General features: G+C 62.0%; 22 protein-coding genes. 14 read left to right on the top strand and 8 right to left on the bottom strand.

From position 1 onward, the window contains the following. Nucleotides 1-65 precede the first annotated feature (65 nt). From DV706_RS03400 to dapA, 3 genes are read right to left on the bottom strand one after another with little or no spacing between them, the layout of a single operon-like run. Entirely contained in the window at nucleotides 66-902 is an 837-nt protein-coding gene (locus DV706_RS03400) for a 2,3,4,5-tetrahydropyridine-2,6-dicarboxylate N-succinyltransferase (RefSeq protein ID WP_006066547.1), read from the bottom strand. Then, the gene (dapB, locus tag DV706_RS03395; protein WP_006066548.1) at nucleotides 899-1,666 is read right to left on the bottom strand and encodes a 4-hydroxy-tetrahydrodipicolinate reductase; all 768 of its coding nucleotides are present in this window, start codon (nucleotides 1,664-1,666) and stop codon (nucleotides 899-901) included. Before dapB ends, DV706_RS03400 begins: the two co-directional genes overlap by 4 nt. Continuing rightward, the gene (gene dapA, locus DV706_RS03390; RefSeq protein ID WP_006066549.1) at nucleotides 1,663-2,592 is read right to left on the bottom strand and encodes a 4-hydroxy-tetrahydrodipicolinate synthase; all 930 of its coding nucleotides are present in this window, start codon (nucleotides 2,590-2,592) and stop codon (nucleotides 1,663-1,665) included. The genes dapB and dapA overlap by 4 nt, the downstream gene beginning before the upstream one ends. A 359-nt stretch (nucleotides 2,593-2,951) precedes the next feature. On the opposite strand from dapA, the gene DV706_RS03385 reads away from it, so the two are divergent. Both DV706_RS03385 and DV706_RS03380 read left to right on the top strand, forming a co-directional pair. Continuing rightward, nucleotides 2,952-3,761 carry a M48 family metallopeptidase gene (locus tag DV706_RS03385; RefSeq protein ID WP_006066550.1) on the top strand — a complete coding sequence of 270 codons (810 nt, stop codon included), beginning with the start codon at nucleotides 2,952-2,954 and terminating at the stop codon, nucleotides 3,759-3,761. A 101-nt stretch (nucleotides 3,762-3,862) separates the two neighbouring features. Continuing rightward, nucleotides 3,863-4,360 carry a LabA-like NYN domain-containing protein gene (locus DV706_RS03380; RefSeq protein ID WP_006066551.1) on the top strand — a complete coding sequence of 166 codons (498 nt, stop codon included), beginning with the start codon at nucleotides 3,863-3,865 and terminating at the stop codon, nucleotides 4,358-4,360. Between the two features lie 147 nt (nucleotides 4,361-4,507). On the opposite strand, the gene DV706_RS03375 is transcribed toward DV706_RS03380, so the two are convergent. Continuing rightward, on the bottom strand, nucleotides 4,508-4,690 hold the full coding sequence (locus DV706_RS03375; protein ID WP_006066552.1) for a hypothetical protein: 183 nt from the start codon (nucleotides 4,688-4,690) through the stop codon (nucleotides 4,508-4,510). A 103-nt stretch (nucleotides 4,691-4,793) separates the two neighbouring features. On the opposite strand from DV706_RS03375, the gene DV706_RS03370 reads away from it, so the two are divergent. Beyond that, nucleotides 4,794-5,285 carry a PUA domain-containing protein gene (locus tag DV706_RS03370; RefSeq protein ID WP_049889834.1) on the top strand — a complete coding sequence of 164 codons (492 nt, stop codon included), beginning with the start codon at nucleotides 4,794-4,796 and terminating at the stop codon, nucleotides 5,283-5,285. Nucleotides 5,286-5,440: 155 nt separating this feature from the next. On the opposite strand, the gene DV706_RS03365 is transcribed toward DV706_RS03370, so the two are convergent. Further along, nucleotides 5,441-6,055 carry an HD domain-containing protein gene (locus DV706_RS03365; protein WP_006066554.1) on the bottom strand — a complete coding sequence of 205 codons (615 nt, stop codon included), beginning with the start codon at nucleotides 6,053-6,055 and terminating at the stop codon, nucleotides 5,441-5,443. A gap of 118 nt (nucleotides 6,056-6,173) precedes the next feature. Here DV706_RS03365 and DV706_RS03360 point away from each other — a divergent pair, with 118 nt between their 5' ends. The 5 genes from DV706_RS03360 (at nucleotide 6,174) to DV706_RS03340 (ending at nucleotide 11,728) form a co-directional block, all read left to right on the top strand. Then, nucleotides 6,174-6,557: a nascent polypeptide-associated complex protein gene (locus tag DV706_RS03360; protein WP_006066555.1), complete on the top strand. Its 384-nt coding sequence runs from the start codon at nucleotides 6,174-6,176 to the stop codon at nucleotides 6,555-6,557. A 7-nt stretch (nucleotides 6,558-6,564) separates the two neighbouring features. After that, a complete protein-coding gene (locus DV706_RS03355; RefSeq protein WP_006066556.1) occupies nucleotides 6,565-7,362 on the top strand; it encodes a methyltransferase domain-containing protein in 798 nt (265 codons plus the stop codon). Between the two features lie 192 nt (nucleotides 7,363-7,554). After that, nucleotides 7,555-9,882, top strand: coding sequence for a phosphoenolpyruvate synthase (gene ppsA, locus DV706_RS03350; protein WP_006066557.1), 2,328 nt, complete (start codon nucleotides 7,555-7,557; stop codon nucleotides 9,880-9,882). A gap of 135 nt (nucleotides 9,883-10,017) precedes the next feature. Further along, entirely contained in the window at nucleotides 10,018-11,103 is a 1,086-nt protein-coding gene (gene mfnA / locus DV706_RS03345; protein ID WP_006066558.1) for a tyrosine decarboxylase MfnA, read from the top strand. Nucleotides 11,104-11,386: 283 nt separating this feature from the next. After that, nucleotides 11,387-11,728: a hypothetical protein gene (locus DV706_RS03340; protein ID WP_006066559.1), complete on the top strand. Its 342-nt coding sequence runs from the start codon at nucleotides 11,387-11,389 to the stop codon at nucleotides 11,726-11,728. 13 nt (nucleotides 11,729-11,741) lie between these two features. Here the strand turns inward: DV706_RS03340 and DV706_RS03335 are convergent, their stop codons facing one another. Further along, complete coding sequence (locus DV706_RS03335) at nucleotides 11,742-13,109, bottom strand: sodium-dependent transporter (RefSeq protein ID WP_006066560.1); 1,368 nt, start codon at nucleotides 13,107-13,109, stop codon at nucleotides 11,742-11,744. 324 nt (nucleotides 13,110-13,433) lie between these two features. Between DV706_RS03335 and metG the strand changes: the two genes are divergently transcribed. The 6 genes from metG (at nucleotide 13,434) to DV706_RS03305 (ending at nucleotide 20,458) form a co-directional block, all read left to right on the top strand. After that, the gene (gene metG, locus DV706_RS03330) at nucleotides 13,434-15,542 is read left to right on the top strand and encodes a methionine--tRNA ligase (RefSeq protein ID WP_006066561.1); all 2,109 of its coding nucleotides are present in this window, start codon (nucleotides 13,434-13,436) and stop codon (nucleotides 15,540-15,542) included. A 68-nt stretch (nucleotides 15,543-15,610) separates the two neighbouring features. After that, nucleotides 15,611-17,368 (top strand): pyruvate kinase, encoded by a 1,758-nt coding sequence (pyk, locus tag DV706_RS03325; protein ID WP_006066562.1) that lies wholly within the window; start codon nucleotides 15,611-15,613, stop codon nucleotides 17,366-17,368. An 88-nt stretch (nucleotides 17,369-17,456) separates the two neighbouring features. Then, the gene (locus DV706_RS03320; protein WP_006066563.1) at nucleotides 17,457-17,864 is read left to right on the top strand and encodes a DUF7312 domain-containing protein; all 408 of its coding nucleotides are present in this window, start codon (nucleotides 17,457-17,459) and stop codon (nucleotides 17,862-17,864) included. A gap of 75 nt (nucleotides 17,865-17,939) precedes the next feature. Then, nucleotides 17,940-18,536, top strand: a complete 597-nt coding sequence (locus DV706_RS03315; RefSeq protein WP_006066564.1) for an NfeD family protein — start codon at nucleotides 17,940-17,942, stop codon at nucleotides 18,534-18,536. A 73-nt stretch (nucleotides 18,537-18,609) separates the two neighbouring features. Then, a complete protein-coding gene (locus DV706_RS03310) occupies nucleotides 18,610-19,758 on the top strand; it encodes an SPFH domain-containing protein (protein WP_006066565.1) in 1,149 nt (382 codons plus the stop codon). Between the two features lie 82 nt (nucleotides 19,759-19,840). After that, nucleotides 19,841-20,458 (top strand): winged helix-turn-helix transcriptional regulator, encoded by a 618-nt coding sequence (locus DV706_RS03305; RefSeq protein WP_006066566.1) that lies wholly within the window; start codon nucleotides 19,841-19,843, stop codon nucleotides 20,456-20,458. A 27-nt stretch (nucleotides 20,459-20,485) separates the two neighbouring features. On the opposite strand, the gene DV706_RS03300 is transcribed toward DV706_RS03305, so the two are convergent. Next, nucleotides 20,486-21,175: an HAD family hydrolase gene (locus DV706_RS03300; RefSeq protein ID WP_006066567.1), complete on the bottom strand. Its 690-nt coding sequence runs from the start codon at nucleotides 21,173-21,175 to the stop codon at nucleotides 20,486-20,488. A 203-nt stretch (nucleotides 21,176-21,378) separates the two neighbouring features. Beyond that, nucleotides 21,379-21,612 (bottom strand): DUF7123 family protein, encoded by a 234-nt coding sequence (locus DV706_RS03295; RefSeq protein WP_049889821.1) that lies wholly within the window; start codon nucleotides 21,610-21,612, stop codon nucleotides 21,379-21,381. Nucleotides 21,613-21,875 lie beyond the last annotated feature (263 nt).

Raw genomic sequence — 21,875 nt, 5'->3', positions numbered from 1 at the left:
CGGTTTCGTGTCGTCCCGCGCTGTCGCACAGTCGGTGCTGGACCGACGGCTGTGAGCGGTTGGGGTTACTCTCGGAGCGTGTCTTCGCGCTCGGTCGCCTCGAGGGTCTCCGTCTGAAGGTCGGTCGCAACGACAGCGGGCTTGTACGCCCCGCCCTCGAAGAGGTCGTGGTCGCTGATCGAGGACTCGACAAAGCGAGTAAAGGCGCGTCGGTCGGCGGGCAGTTCGCCGTAGAGCACTTCCTCCTCGACGAGGTCGTACACCGGAATGCGCGGTGTCAGCAGCGTGTTCTCGCCGACGACGCTGTTCTCGCCGACGACAAAGCCACTCGTGACGCGACAGCCAGCGCCCAGCGAGACGTTGTCCTCGATGATGACCGGTGCGTTCTCGACTGGCTCGAGCACGCCACCGATCAGGGTGTTCGCGCCGAGTTTGACGTTCGCACCGATCTGGGCACACGAGCCCACCGTATCACAGGAGTCGACGAGGGTGCCGTCGCCGACGTGGGCACCGATGTTGACGAACGCCGGACTCATCAGGATACAGTCCGAGCCGATGTGGGCACCGCGGCGGACGACGGTGCCGTCGGGCGTGTTGCGGCTCCCCCGGTCGCCGTAGTCGCTCGAGTCCGCAAGCGGGAGGACGTCGTTGTACGTGACGCCGCCGTACTCGCGGGGCTCGGTCGCGCGCAGGCCGAAGTTGAGCAGGATGCCCTGTTTGACCCACTCGTTTGCCTCCCACGCGTCGCCGTGTTTCTCGGCGGCGCGGATCTCGCCGGCCTCGAGGGAATCGAGGAAGGCGTCAAGGGTGGCATACGCGTCCTCGCCGGCGGAGTCGGCGCTGACGTCGTCGTTCTGGTACTGTCCCCACAGCTCCGTGATTTCGCTCTCGAGTGCGCTCATTCGGCAATCACGTCCGCAAAGTCGTACCAGCCTGCCTTTTGTCCAGCGATCCACGCCGCCGCGTCGACGGCACCCGCCGCGAAGACTCCTCGATCCTCGGCGCGGTGAGTGAGGCGTAGTTCCTCGTGGTTGCCCGCGAGGAGCACTTCGTGTTCGCCCGTGATGTTACCACCACGGAGCGCGTGGACACCGATCTCGCCGGCCTCGCGTGGCTGTTCACCTTCCCGGCCGTGCGTGCGCTCAGTGAACTCACCGTTGGCTTCGATCTCGGTGAGCAGGCGGTTTGCCGTGCCACTGGGCGCGTCGCGCTTTGCGTTGTGGTGAGTCTCGACCAGTTCGACGTCGTACCCCGGCAGGTTCTGGACGGCCTCGCCGACGACGTTCAGCAGGGCCTGGACCCCGCGGGCGAAGTTCGGCGCATGAAGAACGGCGATCTCCTCGCTTGCCTCCTCGAGGGCCTCGAGGTGGGCGTCGTCGAAGCCGGTCGTACCAGTGACGAACGCGACGTCGGCCCCAGCGCAGGCCGCCGCGTACTCGACAGCCGATTCGGGACCAGTAAAATCGATGACGGCCGTCGGTTCGCGCTCGACGAGCAGCGAGTCGATCTCGTCCGCGGACTCGATCTCGACGCCGTCGACCGTCTCACCGTCGGGGCTTCGGGAAACAGCGAAGACGACCTCACAGTCGGCGTGGTCGTCGACTGCAGCGATCACTTCTCGCCCCATCCGGCCCGTCGCGCCGGTGACGCCGACGCGGACCGTCATCGATCACCCTCTCCGCTGCCGTCGGCGACGGCGGCCGGTTCGGCCTCGAGATCAGCGAGAACGGCCTCGAGGCCGGCACGGTGCTCCTCGGAAAGTCGGGTCAGCGGCGAGCGCATCCGTGCTGGGCCGTAGCCCCGGATCGCCATCGCTTCCTTGACCGGAATCGGGTTGGTCTCGATGAACAGCGCCCGGAACAGTGGGCCGAGTTCGTGATGGATCGCTCGAGCGCGGTCGTAATCGCCGTCGAGGGCCGCACCAACCATCGCACACGTGCGCTCGGGTTCGATGTTCGCAGAGACACTGATGGTCCCCGTGCCGCCGACGGAGATGGTTGGCAGGGTGAGTGCGTCGTCGCCCGAGAGAACGGCGAACTCCTCGTCAACTGTTCGCTCTGCGATCTCGCCGATCTGGCCGAGATCGCCGCTTGCGGCCTTGTAACCCGCGATATTCTCGTGACTTGCGAGTTCGACGGCGGTGTCTGGTTCGATGTTCTGGCCCGTCCGCGAGGGGACGTTGTAGACGATCTGTGGGAGGTCGATCGCGTCGGCGATCGTTCGATAATGCTCGACGAAGCCGCGCTGTTCGGGCTTGTTGTAGTACGGCGAGATCAGCAGGAGGCCGTCAGCGCCAGCCTCGGCGGATCGCTCGGAGAGTTCGAGCGCTTCGCGGGTGTTGTTCGAGCCCGAACCCGCAATAACAGGGACGTCGTCGACGGCCTCGATGACCGCTTCGACGACGTCGACGTGTTCGTCGTGGGTCAGCGTCGCGGATTCGCCGGTCGAGCCAACAGGGACGAGGCCGTCGACGCCGGCTGCCTCGAGTCGCTGGGCGTCGGCCTGCAGGGTTTCGAAGTCGATACTTTCGTCGTCGTTGAACGGCGTACACATCGCGGGGAAGACGCCGGTGAAGTCGATAGTGGATGTCATAGGTTGTCTACTGCTGTGTGGGTCGGTCGTTGGATACTTTATTATGATGATTCACGCGTGGGGTGCCCGACTCGACGTCGCTCGAGTCAGACTGGCTTCGGCTCGCACCCGGGACGGGGTCGCTACCCCCGCCTCGAGCACACTTCACACGCGTTTACGTTTCGAAAAGTGAGAAACGGCGTCGCTCACGACGAGCGTGTCGGTTCGATGAGCGACGTGACGCATACGTTGGCGGTTGTGCTGGACGAACTTATTCGTTGTGTCTTCGCCTGTATACTGTGGCGAGATCATGACACCTGCTATCGATTTCTGGACCGATTCCCGCTTCATTTATACTTCTCGATTGCTTACTGCTGGGTATGCGAAACACACAGTTGAAACTCCGGATGGCAATCGTCGGGACCATCCTCTTTGCCCTCTACTTCGGGGCTGCCCTGTTCTTTTCGACGGCATGGGGTGTCCCGCTGCTTCCCGTCCTCCTCGTCAGTATCGTCGTCCTGCCCGCCGCCCAGTATAAGTTCGGCAAGTGGATGGCGCTCCGTGGCACCGAGGAGATGCCCAACGAGGGTCGCTATCGCGAGGTCCACCAGATGACCGAATCGCTCTCGCGAGATATGGGACTGGACAAGCCCAAACTCGTCGTGCAGGATATGGGCGTTCCGAACGCGTTCGCGACCGGGCGCAAAGGCGCTGGCGTCGTCTGTGTCTCGACCGAGCTCATGCAGTTGCTCGACCGCGACGAACTCGAGGGCGTCATCGCTCACGAGCTGGCGCACCTGAACAACCGCGACACCATCACGATGATTCTCGGTCAGTCAGTTGGGATGGTCGTGAGCTACGCAGTGTTTTTCCTCGTCCGCGACGACAACAACTTCTTCGTCGCCTACGCCGCCTCGATCGCTGCCCAGATGCTGACGCTGATCTTCGTGATGGCCATCTCGCGCTACCGCGAGTACGTCGCCGACGCCGACGCTCGCCAGCACATCGGCAGCGGTGATCCCCTCGCCCGCGCACTCGAGAAGATCTCTCGCGGTTCTGAAGGGCGCGAGTCGACAGTCGACGACAACGTCAACGCGCTTTGTATCTTCAATTCGGATAAAAGCCTGCTGGCACAGCTGTTTGCGACCCACCCGCCGACCGAAAAGCGCATCGAGCGCCTCCGCCGCTAACAGCCGACCCGTCTCGTTTGTCGGCTGGCCCAACGCAGTGACCGCAGTTCGGTCGCATCGACCGACGTAATTTTTTACACCCACCGATAACAGTATATGACGTGACGGAAATTCATCCCGGTCAGCGCGTCGCCGTTCTCGTCGACGCCCAGAACCTCTACCATACGGCACAGAGCATCTACAGCCGCAATATCGACTACTCTGCGCTTCTCGACAAAGCCGTTCAGGATCGCCAACTCACTCGCGCCATCGCATACGTGATCCGCGCGGAAGCGCCCGACGAGGAGAGTTTCTTCGAGGCACTCGTCGATATCGGCTTCGAGCCCAAAATCAAGGACATCAAAACGTTCGCCGACGGCACCAAAAAGGCGGATTGGGACGTCGGGATGAGCCTTGACGCAGTGACACTCGCGAACCACGTCGACACGATCGTCCTCTGTACTGGCGATGGCGACTTCTCGCGGCTCTGTTCACACCTGCGCCACGAGGGCGTCCGCGTCGAAGTGATGGCGTTCGAATCGTCGACCGCCGACGAACTCATCGAAGCGACCGACTCGTTTCTTGACCTCGGCGACCGCCACGAAACGTTCCTCCTTTAGCTGCTCTGTCTCGAGTCCGGCCGACGTCGTCGACGGCCTGCAGTCTCCATGTCCCGATGGCCTCGCACGCGTCGTGAACACACCAGCACTGACTGACAAGCGTTCGTCTCAGTGAGCGACGAGCAGTCGGCAGACGACCGACGGCGGTCAGGACTGATTCGAGTACCGACGCTGTGAGATGCCGATCAACAGCGCGTAGCCCGTAATAAAAAGCGTCACACCGGTCAGGAGATACACGGCCGTCCCCGAAACGAACGAGGCCGGGCCGGCCAGCGTCAGGGTGCCGAAAATGAGCAGGGTAACCCCGAGGCCGATTTGCGTGACGTCCATGAGATACCAACACTACTCGGTCGAGGATTATAATATTCGCTATCTCGTTCCGATCAAAAGCGAGGTCGAAGGGCTTTCGACGGCCCACGTCAAACCCCGTCCAATGAGCGAGCCAGCCGACGGGAACGGACAGGCGGGACTCCCGAATCTTCGAACGATCGCGGACTACCAGTTCGGGTCGGGCGCGGGCAACGCACTGTTCCCACCCACCGAATCACTGACGATCAAACGCACCACGTCGGGACGTCCCCAGCAGGTTCACGCCGAAACCGGACGTCTCGTGTCCTTTGGTATCGACGGCCGATTCACCCTTGGACTCGAGGGCGGCCGCCGACTCCACGACGCCCTCGAGCATCCAGCCTACCGCGTCGTCGTCGACGACGAGAGCGAGCCGTTCGTCCGCGACGAGAAGAACGTGTTCGCGAAATTCGTTCTCGAGGCGGGTGACGAGATCCGGCCCGGCGACGAGGTACTGATCGTCCACGAGCGCGGCGAACTGATCGCCGTCGGGACGGCACAGCTCAGCGCTGACGCCATCGAAGACTTCGACACTGGGGTTGCCGTGGCCGTGCGCGAAGGCGCGCCTGCGGAGTAGCCTCGCTTCGCGTCTCCAGGCAGACGACGGCTGCTCAAGCAGTGTGCAACTTGGTTCAGTTGACGGACACTGCTGCGAGACGCTTTTTCAGCTGTTGGCCGGTGTGGAAAACTGCACACAACTCATTTCGCTCGAGCCGGCAGTCAGTTCGCAGGTCAAAGCATGCAGTCACGTCCGATCTCCGCTTCGTATCGCGTTTTGACCTGCTCGAACAGCAATTTGCCGACTGACGTGGTGAGCCGCGGGGCAGCCGTCGCGAAGAACTCGTCGAGGTTCTCGTACTCGGTAAACGCATCGTTTGGTTCGGTCTCGTCGTAGCGGTCCTCGCGTTCGTACTGCAGCGCCTGCAGGCAGTTGTCGAGCAGGTCCATGTCTTTGACGAACTGCGCGGTCGGCGTTTCTCGAGCCTCGTACTCCTCCCAGAGCGACAGCCACTCGTCCGTCTCGAACGGCTCGAGCAGGTCCGTGATGGCGGCTCGCTCGAGGCGTTCCTTTTCGTCGCTCGAGAGTTCTTGTGTGTCATCGACGTCTGCGGCACGGGTCGGAATATCTCCCGTGCGCGCCTCCGCGAGGTCGTGGACGAGCGCCATCGAAACGGCTCGGTCGCGGTCGACGTCGGCCCGGTCGGCGTAGAAGAGACACAGTGTGGCCGTCCCCCATGTGTGAGCGGCGACCGACTCGGGTGACTCGATGCCCCGGAGGACCCACCCCGTCCGCAGTTCGTCTTTCAATTCGAGCAACTCGAGGAGCGAATCGAGTTTATCGGCCATTGAACCGTCTATGGTCTCGCTGGCCGGTTGAAAACGTTGATTCTCGTTCGGCGATGGGCTGTCGAACTGCGTAGTCCGAACGACAAAGTAAAAGGTCGCGGATGGCGACGTGTCGGGTATGTTTGGAGGAGGCGGCGGACTGAACCCGCGCAAGATGGAACAGATGATGAAACAGATGGGGATCGATGTCGAGGATATCGAGGCCGAAGAGGTCATTATCCGGACCGACGAGTACGATCTCGTCTTCGACAACGCCGAGGTCACGAAGATGGACGCTCGCGGCCAGGAGACCTATCAGGTCATCGGCTCGCCAGAACAGGTCGAATCCGGCACGGCCGGTGCCATCGCTGGTGCCGACAGCGACGATGACGCCTCGAGTGCGATCCCTGACGAGGACGTCGACCTCGTCGTCGCTCGGACGGGCGTCAGCGAAGACGAGGCGCGTGAGGCGCTCGAGGAAAACGACGGCGACCTCGCCGCAGCAGTCGGCTCCCTCGAGTGACGATCGCGTGAGTAGCGATCCAGATACCGACGAGGCAGTCGAGGCGGACCCAGCAGACGAGGATGCAGGCGGCCGTGTTCCCGTCTTGCTGGTCCGGGGTGACCGCGAGTATCTCGTCGCCCCCGGTGGCGAGCAGGGGACCGACCTCGGCGTCCTCGAGGTACCCGAGGACGTCCAGCCAGGCGAGACGATCGAGACGCATCTGGGAGATGCGTTCCAGGTGCGTCGGCTGCGCGGCCCGGACCTGTTTCACCACTTCGAGCGCACGGGTGCGCCGATGGTGCCCCGCGATATCGGTCTCGTGATCGGCGAGACGGGGATTTCCCGCGGCGACCGCGTGCTCGACACCGGGACCGGCACGGGCGTCCTGTCGGCGTCGATGGCACGCGCAGGGGCCTCGGTCGTCACCTACGAGCGTAATCCGGAGTTTGCCGAGGTCGCTCGCGAGAACATGGAACTTGGCGGCGTCGCCGACGCCGTCGACGTCCGCACGGGCGATCTGACCGAGGAACTCGAGGAACTCGAGGACGAGTCGTTCGACGTCCTCACACTCGATACGGGCGATGCGGCGTCGATCGTCGCCCACGCACCAGAGCTGTTGGTCGAGGGTGGCTTCGTCGCGATCTACAGCCCTTTCATCGAGTCGACTCGCGAGGTCGTCGAGACGGCTCGAGAGGCCGGCTTATCGAACGTCCGCACGCGCGAGACGATCCAGCGAGAGATGCAGTTCGACGATCGTGGCTCCCGGCCTTCGACCGCGCCAGTCGGCCATACGGGCTATCTGACGATCGCTCGGAACGTGTAGTGGCGACTCGGTCTGACCCGCCGCGAAATAATTTTTTAATGGTCGTGTCGCCACTGAGCCGCAGTGTACGCCACAGACTGAGTTGAGCACTGTAACCCACTCATCGTCACAACTCTCATTCAGGTTCGAGTTTCGAATCGTGGCGACTGTTCGCAACCTTCTTTATTGACTCGCCTGTCTGCGAACATAGAGATGGCTGTACTCTGGCTGGACGAGATCAGTGCTGGCGACTTGGAGAAAGTCGGCGGCAAAGGTGCTTCCCTCGGAGAACTTACGGGTGCTGGGCTACCCGTTCCACCGGGATTCGTAGTAACTGCCGGAACGTACCGTTCGTTCATCGAAGAAGCTGAAATCGACGACGAACTGTTCGAGGTCGTCGATGTCGACGTCGACGACTCGAGTGCGCTTTCGGACGCGGCCGATCGCGCGCAAGAACTCATTCTCGAGACGCCGTTCCCCGACGAGCTGCGTGAGGAGATTCTCGAGTCCTACAGCGAGGTCGGTGACGGCGAGGCGTTCGTCGCCGTTCGGTCCTCGGCGACGGCAGAGGACTTGCCCGATGCGTCGTTTGCGGGCCAACAGGATACGTACCTCAACGTCACCGAGGAGGCGCTGCTTGACCGTGTGCGTGAGTGCTGGGCCTCGTTGTTCACTCAGCGTGCGATCTACTACCGACAGGAGCAAGGCTTCGATCACTCGGTGGTCAACATCGCCGTCGTGGTTCAGCAGATGGTCGACGCCGAAAAGTCGGGTGTGATGTTCACGAGTCATCCCTCGACCGGCGATCCGACGATGATCATCGAGGCCGCGTGGGGACTCGGCGAAGCCGTCGTCTCCGGCGCTGTCTCGCCGGATAACTACATTATCTCCCGCAAGGACCGCGATATCGACGTCACCGTCGCCGAAAAGAAGGTGATGCACGAAAAAGACGAGGAGACTGGACAGACCGTCGAGCGAGAGGTGCCCGAGGCGAAACGAACCGAACGCGTTCTCAGCGACGACGAGATCGAACAGCTCGTCGATCTCGGCGAACGCGTCGAGGACCACTACGACAATCCGCAGGACGTCGAGTGGGCAATCGTCGGTGACGAGGTCTTCATGCTCCAGTCGCGTCCCATCACGACGATCAGCGAGAGCAACGGTGAGGCGACAGCTACCGGCTCCGCCATCGACGTCTCCGAAGGTGTCACCGACGGCAGCGGGACGGCAGCCGCCAGCACCACTGACACCTCGAGTGCGAGTACCGGTAGCGTCCTCGTCGACGGACTGGGCTCGAGCCCGGGTACGGTCAGCGGTGCAGCTCGGATCGTCAAAAAGCTCGACGACCTGGCGAAAGTCGACGAGGGAGACGTCATCGTGACCGAGATGACGATGCCGGACATGGTGCCAGCGATGAAACGAGCCGTCGGGATCATTACCGACGAGGGCGGTATGACCAGCCACGCCGCGATCGTCTCCCGCGAACTGGGCGTCCCGGCCATCGTCGGGACAACCAACGCCACAACGGTCTTAGAAGATGGACAGGTCGTCACGCTCGACGGTGACAAGGGTGCGGTCCTCGAGGGGAAGACGGTTGAAGACGACGAGGAGACCGAACCAGTCGAGGAGGTTCGCCCGCAGTCGCCAGTCAAACCGATGACCGCGACCGAGGTCAAGGTCAACGTCTCGATCCCTGAAGCCGCAGAACGTGCGGCTGCGACGGGTGCCGACGGCGTTGGCCTCCTGCGGACCGAACACATGATCCTCTCGCTGAACCAGACGCCGGAGAAGTTCATCGAGGAACACAGCGTCGACGCCTACATCAAAGAGCTCATTCAGGGGATTCGAACCGTCGCCGACGAGTTCTATCCACGACCCGTTCGCGTGCGGACACTCGACGCGCCGACCGACGAGTTCCGACAGCTCGAGGGCGGCGAAGACGAGCCCGAAGAGCATAATCCGATGCTCGGCTACCGCGGTATCCGGCGGTCGCTCGACCGGCCTGACGTCTTTGCCCACGAACTCGAGGCGTTCCGCCGGCTCTACGAGATGGGGTATGACAACGTCGAGATCATGCTCCCGCTGGTCAACGACGCCGAGGACGTCTACCGCGCAAAGGAGCTCATGAAAGACGCCGGCATCGACCCCGACAAACGCAAGTGGGGGGCGATGATCGAGACGCCGGCCGCCGCGCTGTCCGTCGAGGGAATGGCCGAGGCAGGTATCGACTTCGCCTCGTTCGGCACGAACGATCTCACCCAGTATACGCTCGCGGTTGACCGAAACAACGAGAACGTCGCTGATCGATTCGACGAACTTCACCCCGCAATCCTGCGGCTTATCGGCACCGTCATCGAGACCTGCCGCGAACACGACGTGGACACGAGCATCTGTGGCCAGGCCGGCTCTAAACCGGAGATGGTCCAGTTCCTCGTCGACGAAGGTGTGAGCTCGATTTCGGCGAACATCGACGCCGTCCGCGATGTCCAGCACGAAGTCAAACGGACCGAGCAGAAGCTGTTGCTCGATTCGGTTCGCTGATCACCACCGTCTAGACGCGTTTTTGGCTGTTGGTCCCGAGCGACGGCGATACTCGAGTCGCCGCCTCGCCTCCTCACAGTGGGTGTGAATTCGACAAACAGAACGCATAAATTAGCCCAAATCGACGTACGTGATATGCAAATCGAGCCGCAGGCGTTCGATCGGGTGCTCTCCTCGATGTGTACAGAGCCCCACCCGGTAGCGCGCGAGGCGGCCGAGCGGTTTCTCGCGACGAACCCCGGCGATCCTGGCACGTATCCGACGATCACGGCACTCGAGGACGACGCGGTCGCGATGCTCGGCGAGATCACCGGCCTCGAGGAGCCGGCGGGCTACATCGCCAGCGGCGGGACGGAAGCGAACATTCAGGCCGTTCGGATCGCTCGTGAGCGCGCCGAGACGCGAACGCCGAACGTCGTCATGCCGGAGTCGGGTCATTTCAGTTTCCAGAAAGCTGCCGACGTCCTCGGCGTCGACCTTCGAATCGTCCCGACGGACGACTCGTTTCGGGCTGATCTCGAGGCCGTCCGTGCATGTGTCGACGAGCAGACGGCGATGGTGGTCGGCGTCGCGGGAACGACCGAGTACGGCCGCGTCGACCCGATCTCCGAACTCGGCGATATTGCGGCGTCGGTCGGCGCCATGCTCCACGTCGACGCTGCCTGGGGCGGGTTCGTTTTGCCGTTTACCGACCACGAGTGGCACTTCGGCCACGCGCCAGTCGACACGATGACGATCGATCCGCACAAGATGGGCCAGGCCGCTGTCCCCGCTGGTGGGCTACTCGCTCGCTCGGATGACCTGCTCGATGCGCTCGCCGTCGACACGCCGTATCTCGAGTCGACGTCACAGGCGACGCTGACTGGAACCCGATCGGGTGCTGGCGTCGCAAGCGCGGTCGCGGCGATGAGAGAGCTGTGGCCCGAGGGGTATCGCGAACAGTACGTCCGCGCACAGCACAACGCTGAGTGGCTCGCTGACGCCCTCGAGAAACGCGGCTACGATGTCGTCGAGCCGACGCTGCCGCTCGTGGCGGCAGACCTTCCGCGGTCGACGTTCGACGCTCTGCGAGCCGATGGGTGGCGTATCTCCCGGACTGCAACCGGCGAACTCCGGGTCGTCTGTATGCCCCATGTTACCCGCGAGATGCTGGCCTCCTTTATCAGCGACCTCGACCGTCTCGAGGTGCGAGCGAGCGCTCCCGTGATGGGCGACGATTGACTGCGTTGTGACGATCGACTGAATTTTGGGCACAGTTGTCGCTGCTCGAGTGTACACCAGTTCGCCGACGACTCACTACGCTACTCGTACTGGCTCCTCGGGATTTCCACACCCACCCCATCCGACTCGCTCACTCCGTTCGATCCCTCATCTCTCGCACGGTGTCATCGATCGACACTCGTGAGCACCCCGGGCCGATCGACAGCACGCGCCACCGCGGGCGAAAGGTCGGGTCGTAACGAACAATCGGTAGCGGTTTGGCGCGTCGCTGACAGACTCGAGTATGACGATGGATCGGATCGACGCGGTTGCGATCACCGGGTTCGTGGCGCTGGTCGCAGCGTCAGCGGTCGTGGAGGGGATCGCTGTTGCAGCCGCACTCGGGGGGTTCGCGCTCTCGCTGTCGAGTTGGCGGCTGTACGACGGCCGACCCTGGGAAGCGATCGCCTGGCTGGCGTGGGTTGGCGCGGCTGTCGCGCTCGTAATCAACCCCGGTGGGGCGGCGTTTCTGATCGCCTTCTTCGGTTGTTTGGTCGTCGGGCTCGGGCTGTTGTTCGGCAGTCGGATGGAGCTGTTGCCGGCGATATGGCACGACGGAGCTGAGGAAGCCAACGGCGCCGACTGACGGCGGTCGACGGCTACTGGTCGCCGAGCCAGTCGGCGAAGTCGACGGTGAGGAACTCGTAGTAGTCGAGCACGCCGAGTGCGAGTGCAACGAACAGGACCAGCACGACCGGAATCCTGACGGCCCAGATCCAGGCCGACCCGAGCGAGTCGAGGTCGCCGATTCCGAGCTCGAGTTCCTCGACGGCGAGGTCAGGGAGCGACCAGCCGATCAGGATCATCAACAACAGCCCACCGAGCACGAGCAGGACCTGGTCTGCGAACAGATCGAACAGGTCGAGCAAGACGAGGTCAGACGCCGAGGGGATGCCGAGCAGAAACAGTGCGACACCGACGCCGAACGTCGCCGTCCTGCGGCTGATATCGCGCTCGTCGATCAGATAGGAGATGACGACCTCGAGCAGCGAGATGGCACTCGAGAGGGCTGCGACCGCGACGGTGCCAAAGAAGAGCGCACCGATGAGCCAGCCGAGCGTGAGGTCACCGAACGCCGCCGCCAGCGAGACGAAAATCGCGCCGGCACCGGGGTCGGCTGGATCGACGCCCGCGGTAAAGAGGATCGGGAAGACGATCAGCCCGGTAATAAACGCGATTGTGGTGTCGAAGCCGATGATGATCGCGCCGTCTTCGGCAAGGTTGCGGTCTTCACCGAGATAGGAGGCGTAGGTAATCATCACGCCCATCCCGAGCGAGAGAGTGAAAAACGCCTGTCCGGCTGCTGCGGGGAGGATGCTCGTCCACTCAGCGGTGATCGTCCCCCACTCGGGCGAGAGATAGTAGGCGTAGGCCTCGCTTGCCCCCTCGAGTGTAAACGCGTAGATCGCCATCCCAACCGTGATGATGATGATCGCCGGGACCATCACCTTCACCGCGAGTTCGATCCCGTGTTGGATCCCGTAGGCGACGATGACGACCACGATCGCCATGAACAGCGCGTGGAAGGCAATCGCGTCGAGTCCCGTCGCGAGGTCGACGAACTGAACTTCTGCCTCGGAAGCGTCGGCGAGATAGCCGTCTTGAAGCCCGAGGAGGGTGTAGCGGATCGTCCAGCCGGCGACGACGCTGTAGTACGACAGGATGACGAACGTGGTGACGATGAAGATCCAGCCGACGTACTGCCAGAGCCCGCTACCGATCGCCTGCAAGGCCCCGACAGGGTTCCGTTCGGTGTACCGACCGACGACGAACTCGACGAGCATCGCCGGAAACCCGATGAGCAGGATAAAGAGCAGGTAGATCAACAGAAACGCGGCCCCACCCTCCTGACCGACCTGGAACGGGAACCGCCAGATGTTCCCGAGGCCGACTGCGCTCCCGACGGCAGCGAAGATGAACCCGATCCGGGTAGCCCACTGTTCACGAGGGACATCGACGGAACTCATACTCGGCAGCACCAGTGTGTGTGTCAAAAACTCACGTAATCGTCCAGGCGAGTAAGCCACTATTTCTCATGTGGTCGACATGAGTTTTCACAAATCGTGTGCGTCATCGGTGGCGTCGCCGTTCGTGGGACGGACTGCTTTCCGTCTGTTTTGCTGCACCCGCGGCCCGCTCTGGGAGTGCCGCCGATCCGTCGGGACAGCAGACCGTATGAGTCACGTCGTCGAACGATTCGATGTCCCTCGAGACCCGCCGCCAGCGACCGACGGCCGTCCAGTCAATCGAAAACCGGCGGGTTTTACGCCTCCCGCCGACTCAGCACAGATATGAGCAACAACGAGTTTCCGACAGGCCGGCCCGCGGTCGTGACCTGTGGGTTGCCGTATGCAAACGGTGATCTCCACATCGGTCACCTGCGGGGGTATATCGGTGCAGACGCGTTCAATCGCACACTCGAGACGCTGGGCCAAGAGTCGGCGTACGTCTGTGGCTCGGACATGCACGGCACGCCGGTCGCCGTCAATGCCGAGAAGGAAGGCGTCGATCCCGAGGATTTCGCGCTGGACTGGCACGAACAGTACAAGGAGACGTTTCCGAAGTTCAACGTCGACTTCGACAACTACGGCCACACCCACGACGAGACCAACGTCGAGACCACCCAGGAGATCGTCCGCACGCTGGACGAGGAAGGTCATATCTACGAGAAAGAGATTCAGGTCGCCTACGACCCCGACGCTGATCAGTATCTTCCCGACCGCTACGTCGAGGGAACCTGTCCGTACTGCGGGGCGAAAGCCCGCGGCGACGAGTGTGACGAGGGCTGTCAGCGCCATCTCGAGCCCGGCGAGGTCGAGGAACCGACGAGTACGATCACCGGGAACCCGGCCGAGTATCGCAAACGCACGCACAAGTTCTTCGAAGTCTCCGAGTTCGCGGACTACCTCACCGACTTCTTAGACGACCTCGAAGGCACCTCGAACGCGCGCAATCAGCCCCGTCAGTGGATCGAAGACGGCCTGCAAGACTGGTGTATCACCCGAGACATGGACTGGGGAATTAACTACCCCAGCGGTGATGGTGACGCGGAAAGCGATCTCGTGCTCTACGTTTGGGTCGATGCGCCAATCGAGTACATCTCCTCGACGAAACAGCACACCGACCGCGTCGGTGCCGAGGAGTACGACTGGGAGGACGTCTGGCGCGCGGACGGTGATATCGTCCACTTCATCGGCCGAGACATCATCCAGCACCACGCGATCTTCTGGCCGGCGATGCTCGAGGGTGCAGACTACAACGCCCCACGTGGAATCGCTGCCACCGGCTTCATTACGATCAACGGCAAGGGGCTCTCAACCAGCCGAAACCGCGCGATCTGGGCGAAGGAGTACCTCGAGGAAGGGTTCCACCCTGACCTGCTGCGATACTATCTGATGACGACGGGTGGCCTCCAGCAGGACGTCGACTTCTCGTGGGAGGCGTTCCAGGAGAAGGTCAACGGCGAACTCGTCGGCACCGTCGGCAACTTCTGGTACCGCTCGCTGCTGTTTGCCTACCGTAACTACGAGGGCACGCCCGAAACCGAGGTCTCCGACGACGTCGCCGAGCGCATCGAGGGAGCCATCGGTGAGGTTCGCGAGAGCGCTAACGACTACTCGCTTCGCGGCATCGGACAGGCAGCGACGCGACTCGCCCAGTTTGGCAACGAGTACATCCAGCGCAACGAGCCCTGGAAGCTCACCGACGACGACCCCGAACGGGCCGCACAGGTCATCCGCGACTGTGTCCAGATCGCCAAAGCCGTCGGCGTCCTCTTAGAGCCGATCGCACCCGACAAGGCCCAACTGCTGTGGGCGCAACTCGGCGAAGACGGCGCAATCGCCGACGCTCACCTCGAAGCCGCTCTCGAGGCCCCGCCCCGAACCTTCGAGGAACCCGGCGAACTCTTCGAAAAGATCGAGGACGAGCGCGTCGAGGAACTCACCGAAAAACTCGAGGCCCGTGTCGAGGCCGCGACGGACGACGGTGACGAAGACGAAGACGAAACCGAAAGCGACGACATCGCGGCGGACGAATCGGACAGTATGACAGACACGGGCGACCTCGAGCCACTCCTCGAGGATCGAATCGGGTTCGGTGACTTCCAAGACCTCGATATCCGCGTTGGCCAGATCGAGACGGCCGAAGGAATCGAGGGTGCAGACGACCTCGCACGCCTCGAGGTCGATATCGGCTTCGAGACACGACAGGTCGTCGCGGGCATCAAACAGCTCCACGACCTCGAGGAGTTGCCTGGCGAGACATGTATTCTGCTGGCGAACATGGAGCCAGCGGAGCTGTTCGGCGTCGAATCGAACGGGATGATCCTCGCTGCCGGTGATCAGGCTGACCTGCTGACGACCCACGGGGATGCCGAGATCGGCGAGAAGGTTCAGTAAGCACAAAAAACAACTCAGACACGAGTTAATCACCTATCTTTTTGACCGTGCTTGCGCTACGTCGAGCTATGAGAAACGCAAAAATCGTCTGCACGCTCGGGCCCGCCTCGAGCGATCGAGAGACGATCGGGGAGCTCGCGGACGCAGGGATGTCAGTCGCTCGGCTCAACGCAAGCCACGGCACGCGTGCGGACCGAGCCGACCTGATCGATCGCGTCCGCACTGTCGACGAGAACCGAGCCGAACCCGTCGCGGTGATGCTCGACATGCAGGGGCCGGAAGTTCGGACCGCGCCGCTTCCGGAGGGAGAAACCATCACCCTCGAGACGGGGTCGGAGATCCGATTCGTCGAGGGTGAGGAGGCCTCGTCGGAGCAGGTCGGCCTCTCGTTGCCGATCGACGCCGTCGAAGCGGGTGACCAAATTCTGCTCGATGACGGGCTGATCGAGACGACCGTGCTCGAACACGACGGCGATGCGATTCGCGCTCGAGTCGACACCGGTGGCGAGTTAGCCGGCCGCAAGGGTGTGAACGTCCCCGGCGTCGATCTCGACCTGGATATCGTCACCGAAGACGATCGCAAGGACCTCGAGTTGGCCGCCGAGAAAGCGGTCGACTTCGTCGCGGCGAGTTTCGTCCGCGATGCCGAGGACGTCTACGAAGTCAGCGAGGTCTTGGAGGAACTGGGCGCGGAAATTCCGTTGATCGCGAAGATCGAACGCGCGGGTGCAGTCGAAAACCTCGATGAGATCATCGATGCCTCCTACGGGGTCATGGTCGCCCGGGGCGATCTGGGCGTCGAGTGTCCGATGGAGGACGTCCCGATGATCCAGAAACGGATCATCCGCAAGTGTCGCAACACGGGCTCGCCGGTGATCACGGCGACGGAGATGCTCGACTCGATGGTTCATGCCCGTCGACCAACGCGGGCGGAGGCGTCGGACGTCGCGAACGCCGTCCTCGACGGCACCGATGGCGTGATGCTGTCGGCCGAGACCGCGATCGGTGACCACCCGGTTGCCGTCGTCGAGGCGATGGACAGCATCGTCCGGCAGGTCGAGAACTCCGAGGAGTACGACGAGTTGCTCGAGCAACGCGTCCCCACCGCGGGCGAAGCGCGGACGGACGCACTGGCTCGATCGGCGCGATTCCTCGCGCGTGATATTGGTGCGGACGCGGTCGTGGCCGCGACGGAATCCGGATACACGGCGCTCAAGACGGCGAAGTACCGTCCCGGTGTTCCGGTCGTCGCATCGACACAGAGCCACGGCGTTCGCCGCCAGTTGGCGCTGTCGTGGGGTGTGACGCCGCTGTACGCGAACGTTTCGGACCAAGGTGCCGACGCTGTCGTCGAGAAGGCCGTGCAGGCGGCACTGGATGCTGGTGTCGCCGAGAGCGGCGACACCGTCGTCGTCCTCTGTGGGATGATGACCGAACTCGAGGGAGCGAACACGACGAACATGATGAAAGTCCACGTCGCAGCGGAGGCGCTGACGACTGGCCGTGTCGTCGTCGAAGGCCGGGCAACCGGCCCGCTGGTGCACCTCTCGGACGGTGACATCACCGATATCCCCGACGGAGCCATCCTTTCACTGCCGGCCGATTTCGACGAGCAGTTCGAGGGCGACCCGACGAGGATCGGTGGAATCATCGATGCCCAGCGAGGTCTGACCGGCTATCCGGCGCTCGTCGCCAGAGAGATGTCGATCCCGATGATCAGCGGGGCCGTTCTGACTGCGGTCGAAAACAGTGACGTCGTGACACTCGATGCTGAACGCGGCGTCGTCTACGGCGGCGACATCAGCGACCGAGCAAACCGCACCTGATCAACCCACAGATCCCGCTTGACCGACACTGTCTCGAGGCGCACGCTCGGACCACGGGTTTTTGATGCCGGACCGACTACGGCTGGATATGGCAGATGATCCGTCCGGAGCCGACGGTGACGACGACAGCACCCATGCGTCGTCGACGGGAGCGCCGGACGTCCACAGTTCGGACACAGCGCAGGACGACGTCACAGATCACTGGGCGGACAGCGAGTTCGACGAGCAAACGGACTACAATGCGAAGATCAGCGTTGGTGGAGAGCGCTCGCCGAGCGATCGCAGTGACGGCAGCGATGAGTATCGAATCCCACTGGATCTCTCCGACGAACCCGACGACGAACCTGACGATGCCGACGACGACCCGTACGGACCGGAACCGAGTTCGACGCCGGTCGAACCGGGCGATCCCGAACTCGAGAGCATCCTCTTTGTGTTCCTCGGTGCAGTTGCGATGTTGCTCGTCATCTTCCGAGTCGTGTCGATTCCGCTGTGAGATATCGACTGCGTATTCGGGAGCTGATGCGAGACCTCGGCAACCTTTAATCCGGGTGAGAACTTAGCTCAGCACATGCTCGAACTTCTCTTCGAGAACATGCCCCTCGTGCTCTTGATCGCAGGTCTCGTACTGATGGGGCTCGAGGCCCTCTCACCTGGCGCACACCTCATCGTTATCGGGGTCGCACTGGTCGGTGCGGGGTTGATCGGTGTGCTCTTTCCGTCTCCACTGAGCCCGTTCGTGTTGGCGGCGTTGACGCTCGCTATCGGGCTTGCGGCGGCGTACGTCTACAACGAGTTCGACTTCTATGGCGGCAAGGGCACTGCCCAGACGACCGACTCGAGTTCCCTCGCTGGCTCGACGGGGTACGTTACCGAAACCGTAACGACCCGAAATGGTGAGGTCAAACTCGACCAGGGTGGCTTTGCACCGTACTACAGCGCCCGCTCGACGAGTGGGACGATCGAAGAGGGCGATGAGATCATCGTACTCGATCCCGGCGGTGGAAACGTCCTCACCGTCGAATCACTCAGTGCAATCGGCGAAGACGAGATCGATCGCGCACTCGCAGAAGGGGCCGCACAAGCCGATGCACAGGCCGAGGAGACGGACAGCGAGCAGTCGTCGGCCGACACCGAAGCCGAAACTGAGACGGAAAAATCGAGCTAAGATTGCCGGAATCAGCCCGATATGTAGTTGAAACAAGGGAACGCTTTTCCCGTCACCGCCGTAAGACCGAAACATGGTCCTGGAACTACTTCCACTACAAACCGGTGCCGGTGGTGCCCTGCTGTTCGTCGGTGCCCTCGTCCTTCTCGTCGTTATCGCTGCACTGCTCAGTGCAATCGAGATCGTCGACGCATACGAGAAACGAGCGCTGACTGTCTTCGGTGAGTACCGCAAACTCCTTGAGCCGGGTATCAACTTCGTCCCACCGTTCGTCTCGAACACCTATCGGTTCGACATGCGAACACAGACGCTCGACGTCCCCCGACAGGAAGCGATCACGCGGGACAACTCGCCAGTCACTGCCGACGCCGTCGTCTACATCAAAGTGATGGACGCCAAGAAGGCGTTCCTGCAGGTCGATGACTACAAGCGAGCAACCTCCAACCTCGCCCAGACGACCCTGCGTGCCGTGCTGGGTGACATGGAACTCGACGACACGCTCAACAAACGCCAGGAGATCAACGCCCGCATCCGCCAGGAGCTCGACGAACCCACCGACGAGTGGGGAATTCGTGTCGAGAGCGTCGAGGTCCGTGAAGTCAACCCATCGAAAGACGTCCAGCGCGCGATGGAACAACAGACCTCCGCAGAGCGCAAACGCCGTGCCATGATTCTCGAGGCACAGGGTGAACGCCGCAGTGCCGTTGAAAAGGCAGAAGGTGACAAACAGAGTGAGATCATCCGCGCACAGGGTGAGAAACAGAGCCAGATCCTCGAGGCACAGGGTGACTCGATTTCGACCGTCCTGCGCGCCCGCTCGGCCGAATCGATGGGCGAACGCGCGATCATCGATCAGGGCATGGAGACACTCTCTGAGATCGGCCAGAGCGAGTCGACGACGTTCGTCATGCCCCAGGAGCTTACCTCCATGGTCGGTCGCTACGGCAAACACCTCTCTGGCAGCGACGTCAAAGAGGATGGTCAGCAACTCGAGAGTCTCGAGTTCGACGACGAGACCCGCGAACTGATCGGCTTAGACGACATCGCCGAGATCATCGGCGAGATCGACGAAGAAGCCGAGATGGATCTCGAGGCGATGGAGAAAGAAGCCCAAGCGATCAAAGAGGGCAAAGACGCCGGCACCATCTCCGATCCGGACGAAGTCATCGAGGAGATGGACCAGGAGTTCGCCGGTGGCGCCGAGTCCGACCGAAGCTCATAATAACCGGAACGTCAGTTTTCGGTGAGTAAAGCGGAGCGAAACCTGTTTTACCGCGCGTCTCATCTCTGCTGGTACGCATAGCATGACGAATCCTGATGGGGTCGACGACGAAAAACGAGCGACCCTGCGTCGCTTTGCGGCACTCGGTGCCGCAACACCGCTTGCGGGTCTGTCCGAACCAGCGGCAGCAGATACCGGTGAAAGCGACGCACGCGATGCGATCGTCGGGTATCTGTCGACGACACCCGGCGCGCATTTCTCGAAAATCCGGGACGACCTCCAGCTTGGGACCGGTGAAACCCAACACCATCTGCGCCGTCTCGAAGAGCTCGAGGCGATCGAACAGTACCCCGATGGCGATTACAAGCGATTCGTTCCAGCGGATCGATTCGACGAGTTCGAAAAGCAGGCGCTTGGCTATCTCCGACGGGAGACGCCGCGTGGCATGTTGATTGAACTACTACTCGATCCGGAGATGGCTGCCGGTGACCTCGCGACTGCACTCGACGTCTCGCCGCCGACGGTGAGCAAGTACGCTGGTGAACTCGAGACTGCTGGGCTCCTCTCACGTGAGGACGGCTACACCGTCGAACGGCCCGAGACGGTGCTCATACTGATCGTTCGCCACGCCGACTCCTTCGGCCAATCGGCCCAGCGGCTCGCTCAGAGCGCAGATCAGTTCATCGACTATCACGGCTAGCAATGTGCTACAGCCAGTAAGTTCGTCTTACGACGTATACTCGGATTTATTCTCGCGCTTGGCTGCTGCATAGAGCGACGGCAGCTCCGACAATGACTCGAGAACCCGGGTCGCGTCTGCCGGTCGATCGACATCGCGGTTGTGCGGTCGTCGAAGGTATGCCGTCTCGAGTCCAGCTGCCCGTCCAGCCGTCACGTCTTTGAGCGAATCGCCGACGTAGATGCCGCTGTTGACAGCCAGTTCAGAAAGTGCGTCTTCGAGGAAGTAGGGGTCGGGTTTCCGCCGATTGTACTCTGCGAACGTCGGCCGACGGCCACGAACGACATCGAAATCGAACGGCACGTAGTCAGCAACGAACTCAGCGGTCGCGTGGCGGTTGTTGGTAACGAGTCCGACCGTCGTCGTCGCTGTGAGATCACCGATCGCGTCGATATCGTCGTAAAGACCACGTTCGCCCGACCGAATCCGCTCGTGGGTCAGTTCTGAGGCGTACTCTTCCTTCAGCTCCCAGAACGCCGCTGGATCGATCTCGAGAGCCGTACAGTGGGTCCTGATGCTGTCGAGATCGTGTCGTCTGAGGTCGTCTCGGTGTGTGTCAGTCGGGTCAGCACCGAGCTCCGAGAGGGCCATATCGGCGGCCTTGGCATACACCTGAGGATCGGTTCGTGGTCCCTCGAGGATCACGCCGTCCATATCGAAGAGGATCGGTATCGACATCTGTGACCCGACAGTACGTCGGCTGCTGTAAAAAAGCGGATGCGATGATAGCGCTGTTATAGTAACAACTGAACCGATGTACACACGCATCGCATAGCCGTCATGCGATGCGGTGTTCACTGACGTTCAATGGCTACTATAGAAACAACGAGACGGTGAGCGTCGCGCGGCGGCCGGAGAGGCGTCGAACTGGCTTCGGGAAGTTAAATATTGACCTTCCACGTCGTACTCGAGGAGTAGCCCCACTTCTCGATTTCGACGTCGAGGTTGCCGTTCTGGAGCGCCGTAATGTTCGAGCCGACCTCTTTTGCCGTCATTCCCAGCTCTTGTCCGATGAGGCGGGACTTGAAGTAGGTCTTCGTGCCAGCGTTATCACGGAGATACTGGAGGATCTGACGTTGTTTGCTCGTGAGGTCGGCGGCCATTGCAGTGCTCATACATCACTGTATGACGGGCCCACGCTTAGGGGGTTTGGTACGTGCAGTTAACCCACCGACTGCTTGCGATTTTCGGGGCGAGTAAGATACCAATAACCGGGTAGAAAGCTTCCGTTGGTACGGCCGGTTAATGTATTGCAGCCGAGGATTGTCATCGAGACGTGACTGTTCCACCGAAACATCGTCCTGTAGTAACAGCTGAAACGATTTGTACACCGATCGCACAGCTGTCGTGCGACGGGTTCGCACTGACGTTCAGTGGC

It is taken from the genome of Natronorubrum bangense, from assembly GCF_004799645.1.
GTDB lineage: Archaea > Halobacteriota > Halobacteria > Halobacteriales > Natrialbaceae > Natronorubrum > Natronorubrum bangense.
This window is presented reverse-complemented; position numbering and strand designations above follow the sequence as displayed.

Bases quoted from the DNA above. Each gene is read 5' to 3' on its own strand.
- DV706_RS03400 (WP_006066547.1), bottom strand. From the start codon at position 902: ATGAGCGCACTCGAGAGCGAAATCACGGAGCTGTGGGGACAGTACCAG.
- dapB (WP_006066548.1), bottom strand. From the start codon at position 1,666: ATGACGGTCCGCGTCGGCGTCACCGGCGCGACGGGCCGGATGGGGCGA.
- dapA (WP_006066549.1), bottom strand. From the start codon at position 2,592: ATGACATCCACTATCGACTTCACCGGCGTCTTCCCCGCGATGTGTACG.
- DV706_RS03385 (WP_006066550.1), top strand. From the start codon at position 2,952: ATGCGAAACACACAGTTGAAACTCCGGATGGCAATCGTCGGGACCATC.
- DV706_RS03375 (WP_006066552.1), bottom strand. From the start codon at position 4,690: ATGGACGTCACGCAAATCGGCCTCGGGGTTACCCTGCTCATTTTCGGC.
- DV706_RS03370 (WP_049889834.1), top strand. From the start codon at position 4,794: ATGAGCGAGCCAGCCGACGGGAACGGACAGGCGGGACTCCCGAATCTT.
- DV706_RS03365 (WP_006066554.1), bottom strand. From the start codon at position 6,055: ATGGCCGATAAACTCGATTCGCTCCTCGAGTTGCTCGAATTGAAAGAC.
- DV706_RS03360 (WP_006066555.1), top strand. From the start codon at position 6,174: ATGTTTGGAGGAGGCGGCGGACTGAACCCGCGCAAGATGGAACAGATG.
- ppsA (WP_006066557.1), top strand. From the start codon at position 7,555: ATGGCTGTACTCTGGCTGGACGAGATCAGTGCTGGCGACTTGGAGAAA.
- mfnA (WP_006066558.1), top strand. From the start codon at position 10,018: ATGCAAATCGAGCCGCAGGCGTTCGATCGGGTGCTCTCCTCGATGTGT.
- DV706_RS03340 (WP_006066559.1), top strand. From the start codon at position 11,387: ATGACGATGGATCGGATCGACGCGGTTGCGATCACCGGGTTCGTGGCG.
- DV706_RS03335 (WP_006066560.1), bottom strand. From the start codon at position 13,109: ATGAGTTCCGTCGATGTCCCTCGTGAACAGTGGGCTACCCGGATCGGG.
- metG (WP_006066561.1), top strand. From the start codon at position 13,434: ATGAGCAACAACGAGTTTCCGACAGGCCGGCCCGCGGTCGTGACCTGT.
- pyk (WP_006066562.1), top strand. From the start codon at position 15,611: ATGAGAAACGCAAAAATCGTCTGCACGCTCGGGCCCGCCTCGAGCGAT.
- DV706_RS03320 (WP_006066563.1), top strand. From the start codon at position 17,457: ATGGCAGATGATCCGTCCGGAGCCGACGGTGACGACGACAGCACCCAT.
- DV706_RS03315 (WP_006066564.1), top strand. From the start codon at position 17,940: ATGCTCGAACTTCTCTTCGAGAACATGCCCCTCGTGCTCTTGATCGCA.
- DV706_RS03310 (WP_006066565.1), top strand. From the start codon at position 18,610: ATGGTCCTGGAACTACTTCCACTACAAACCGGTGCCGGTGGTGCCCTG.
- DV706_RS03305 (WP_006066566.1), top strand. From the start codon at position 19,841: ATGACGAATCCTGATGGGGTCGACGACGAAAAACGAGCGACCCTGCGT.
- DV706_RS03300 (WP_006066567.1), bottom strand. From the start codon at position 21,175: ATGTCGATACCGATCCTCTTCGATATGGACGGCGTGATCCTCGAGGGA.
- DV706_RS03295 (WP_049889821.1), bottom strand. From the start codon at position 21,612: ATGAGCACTGCAATGGCCGCCGACCTCACGAGCAAACAACGTCAGATC.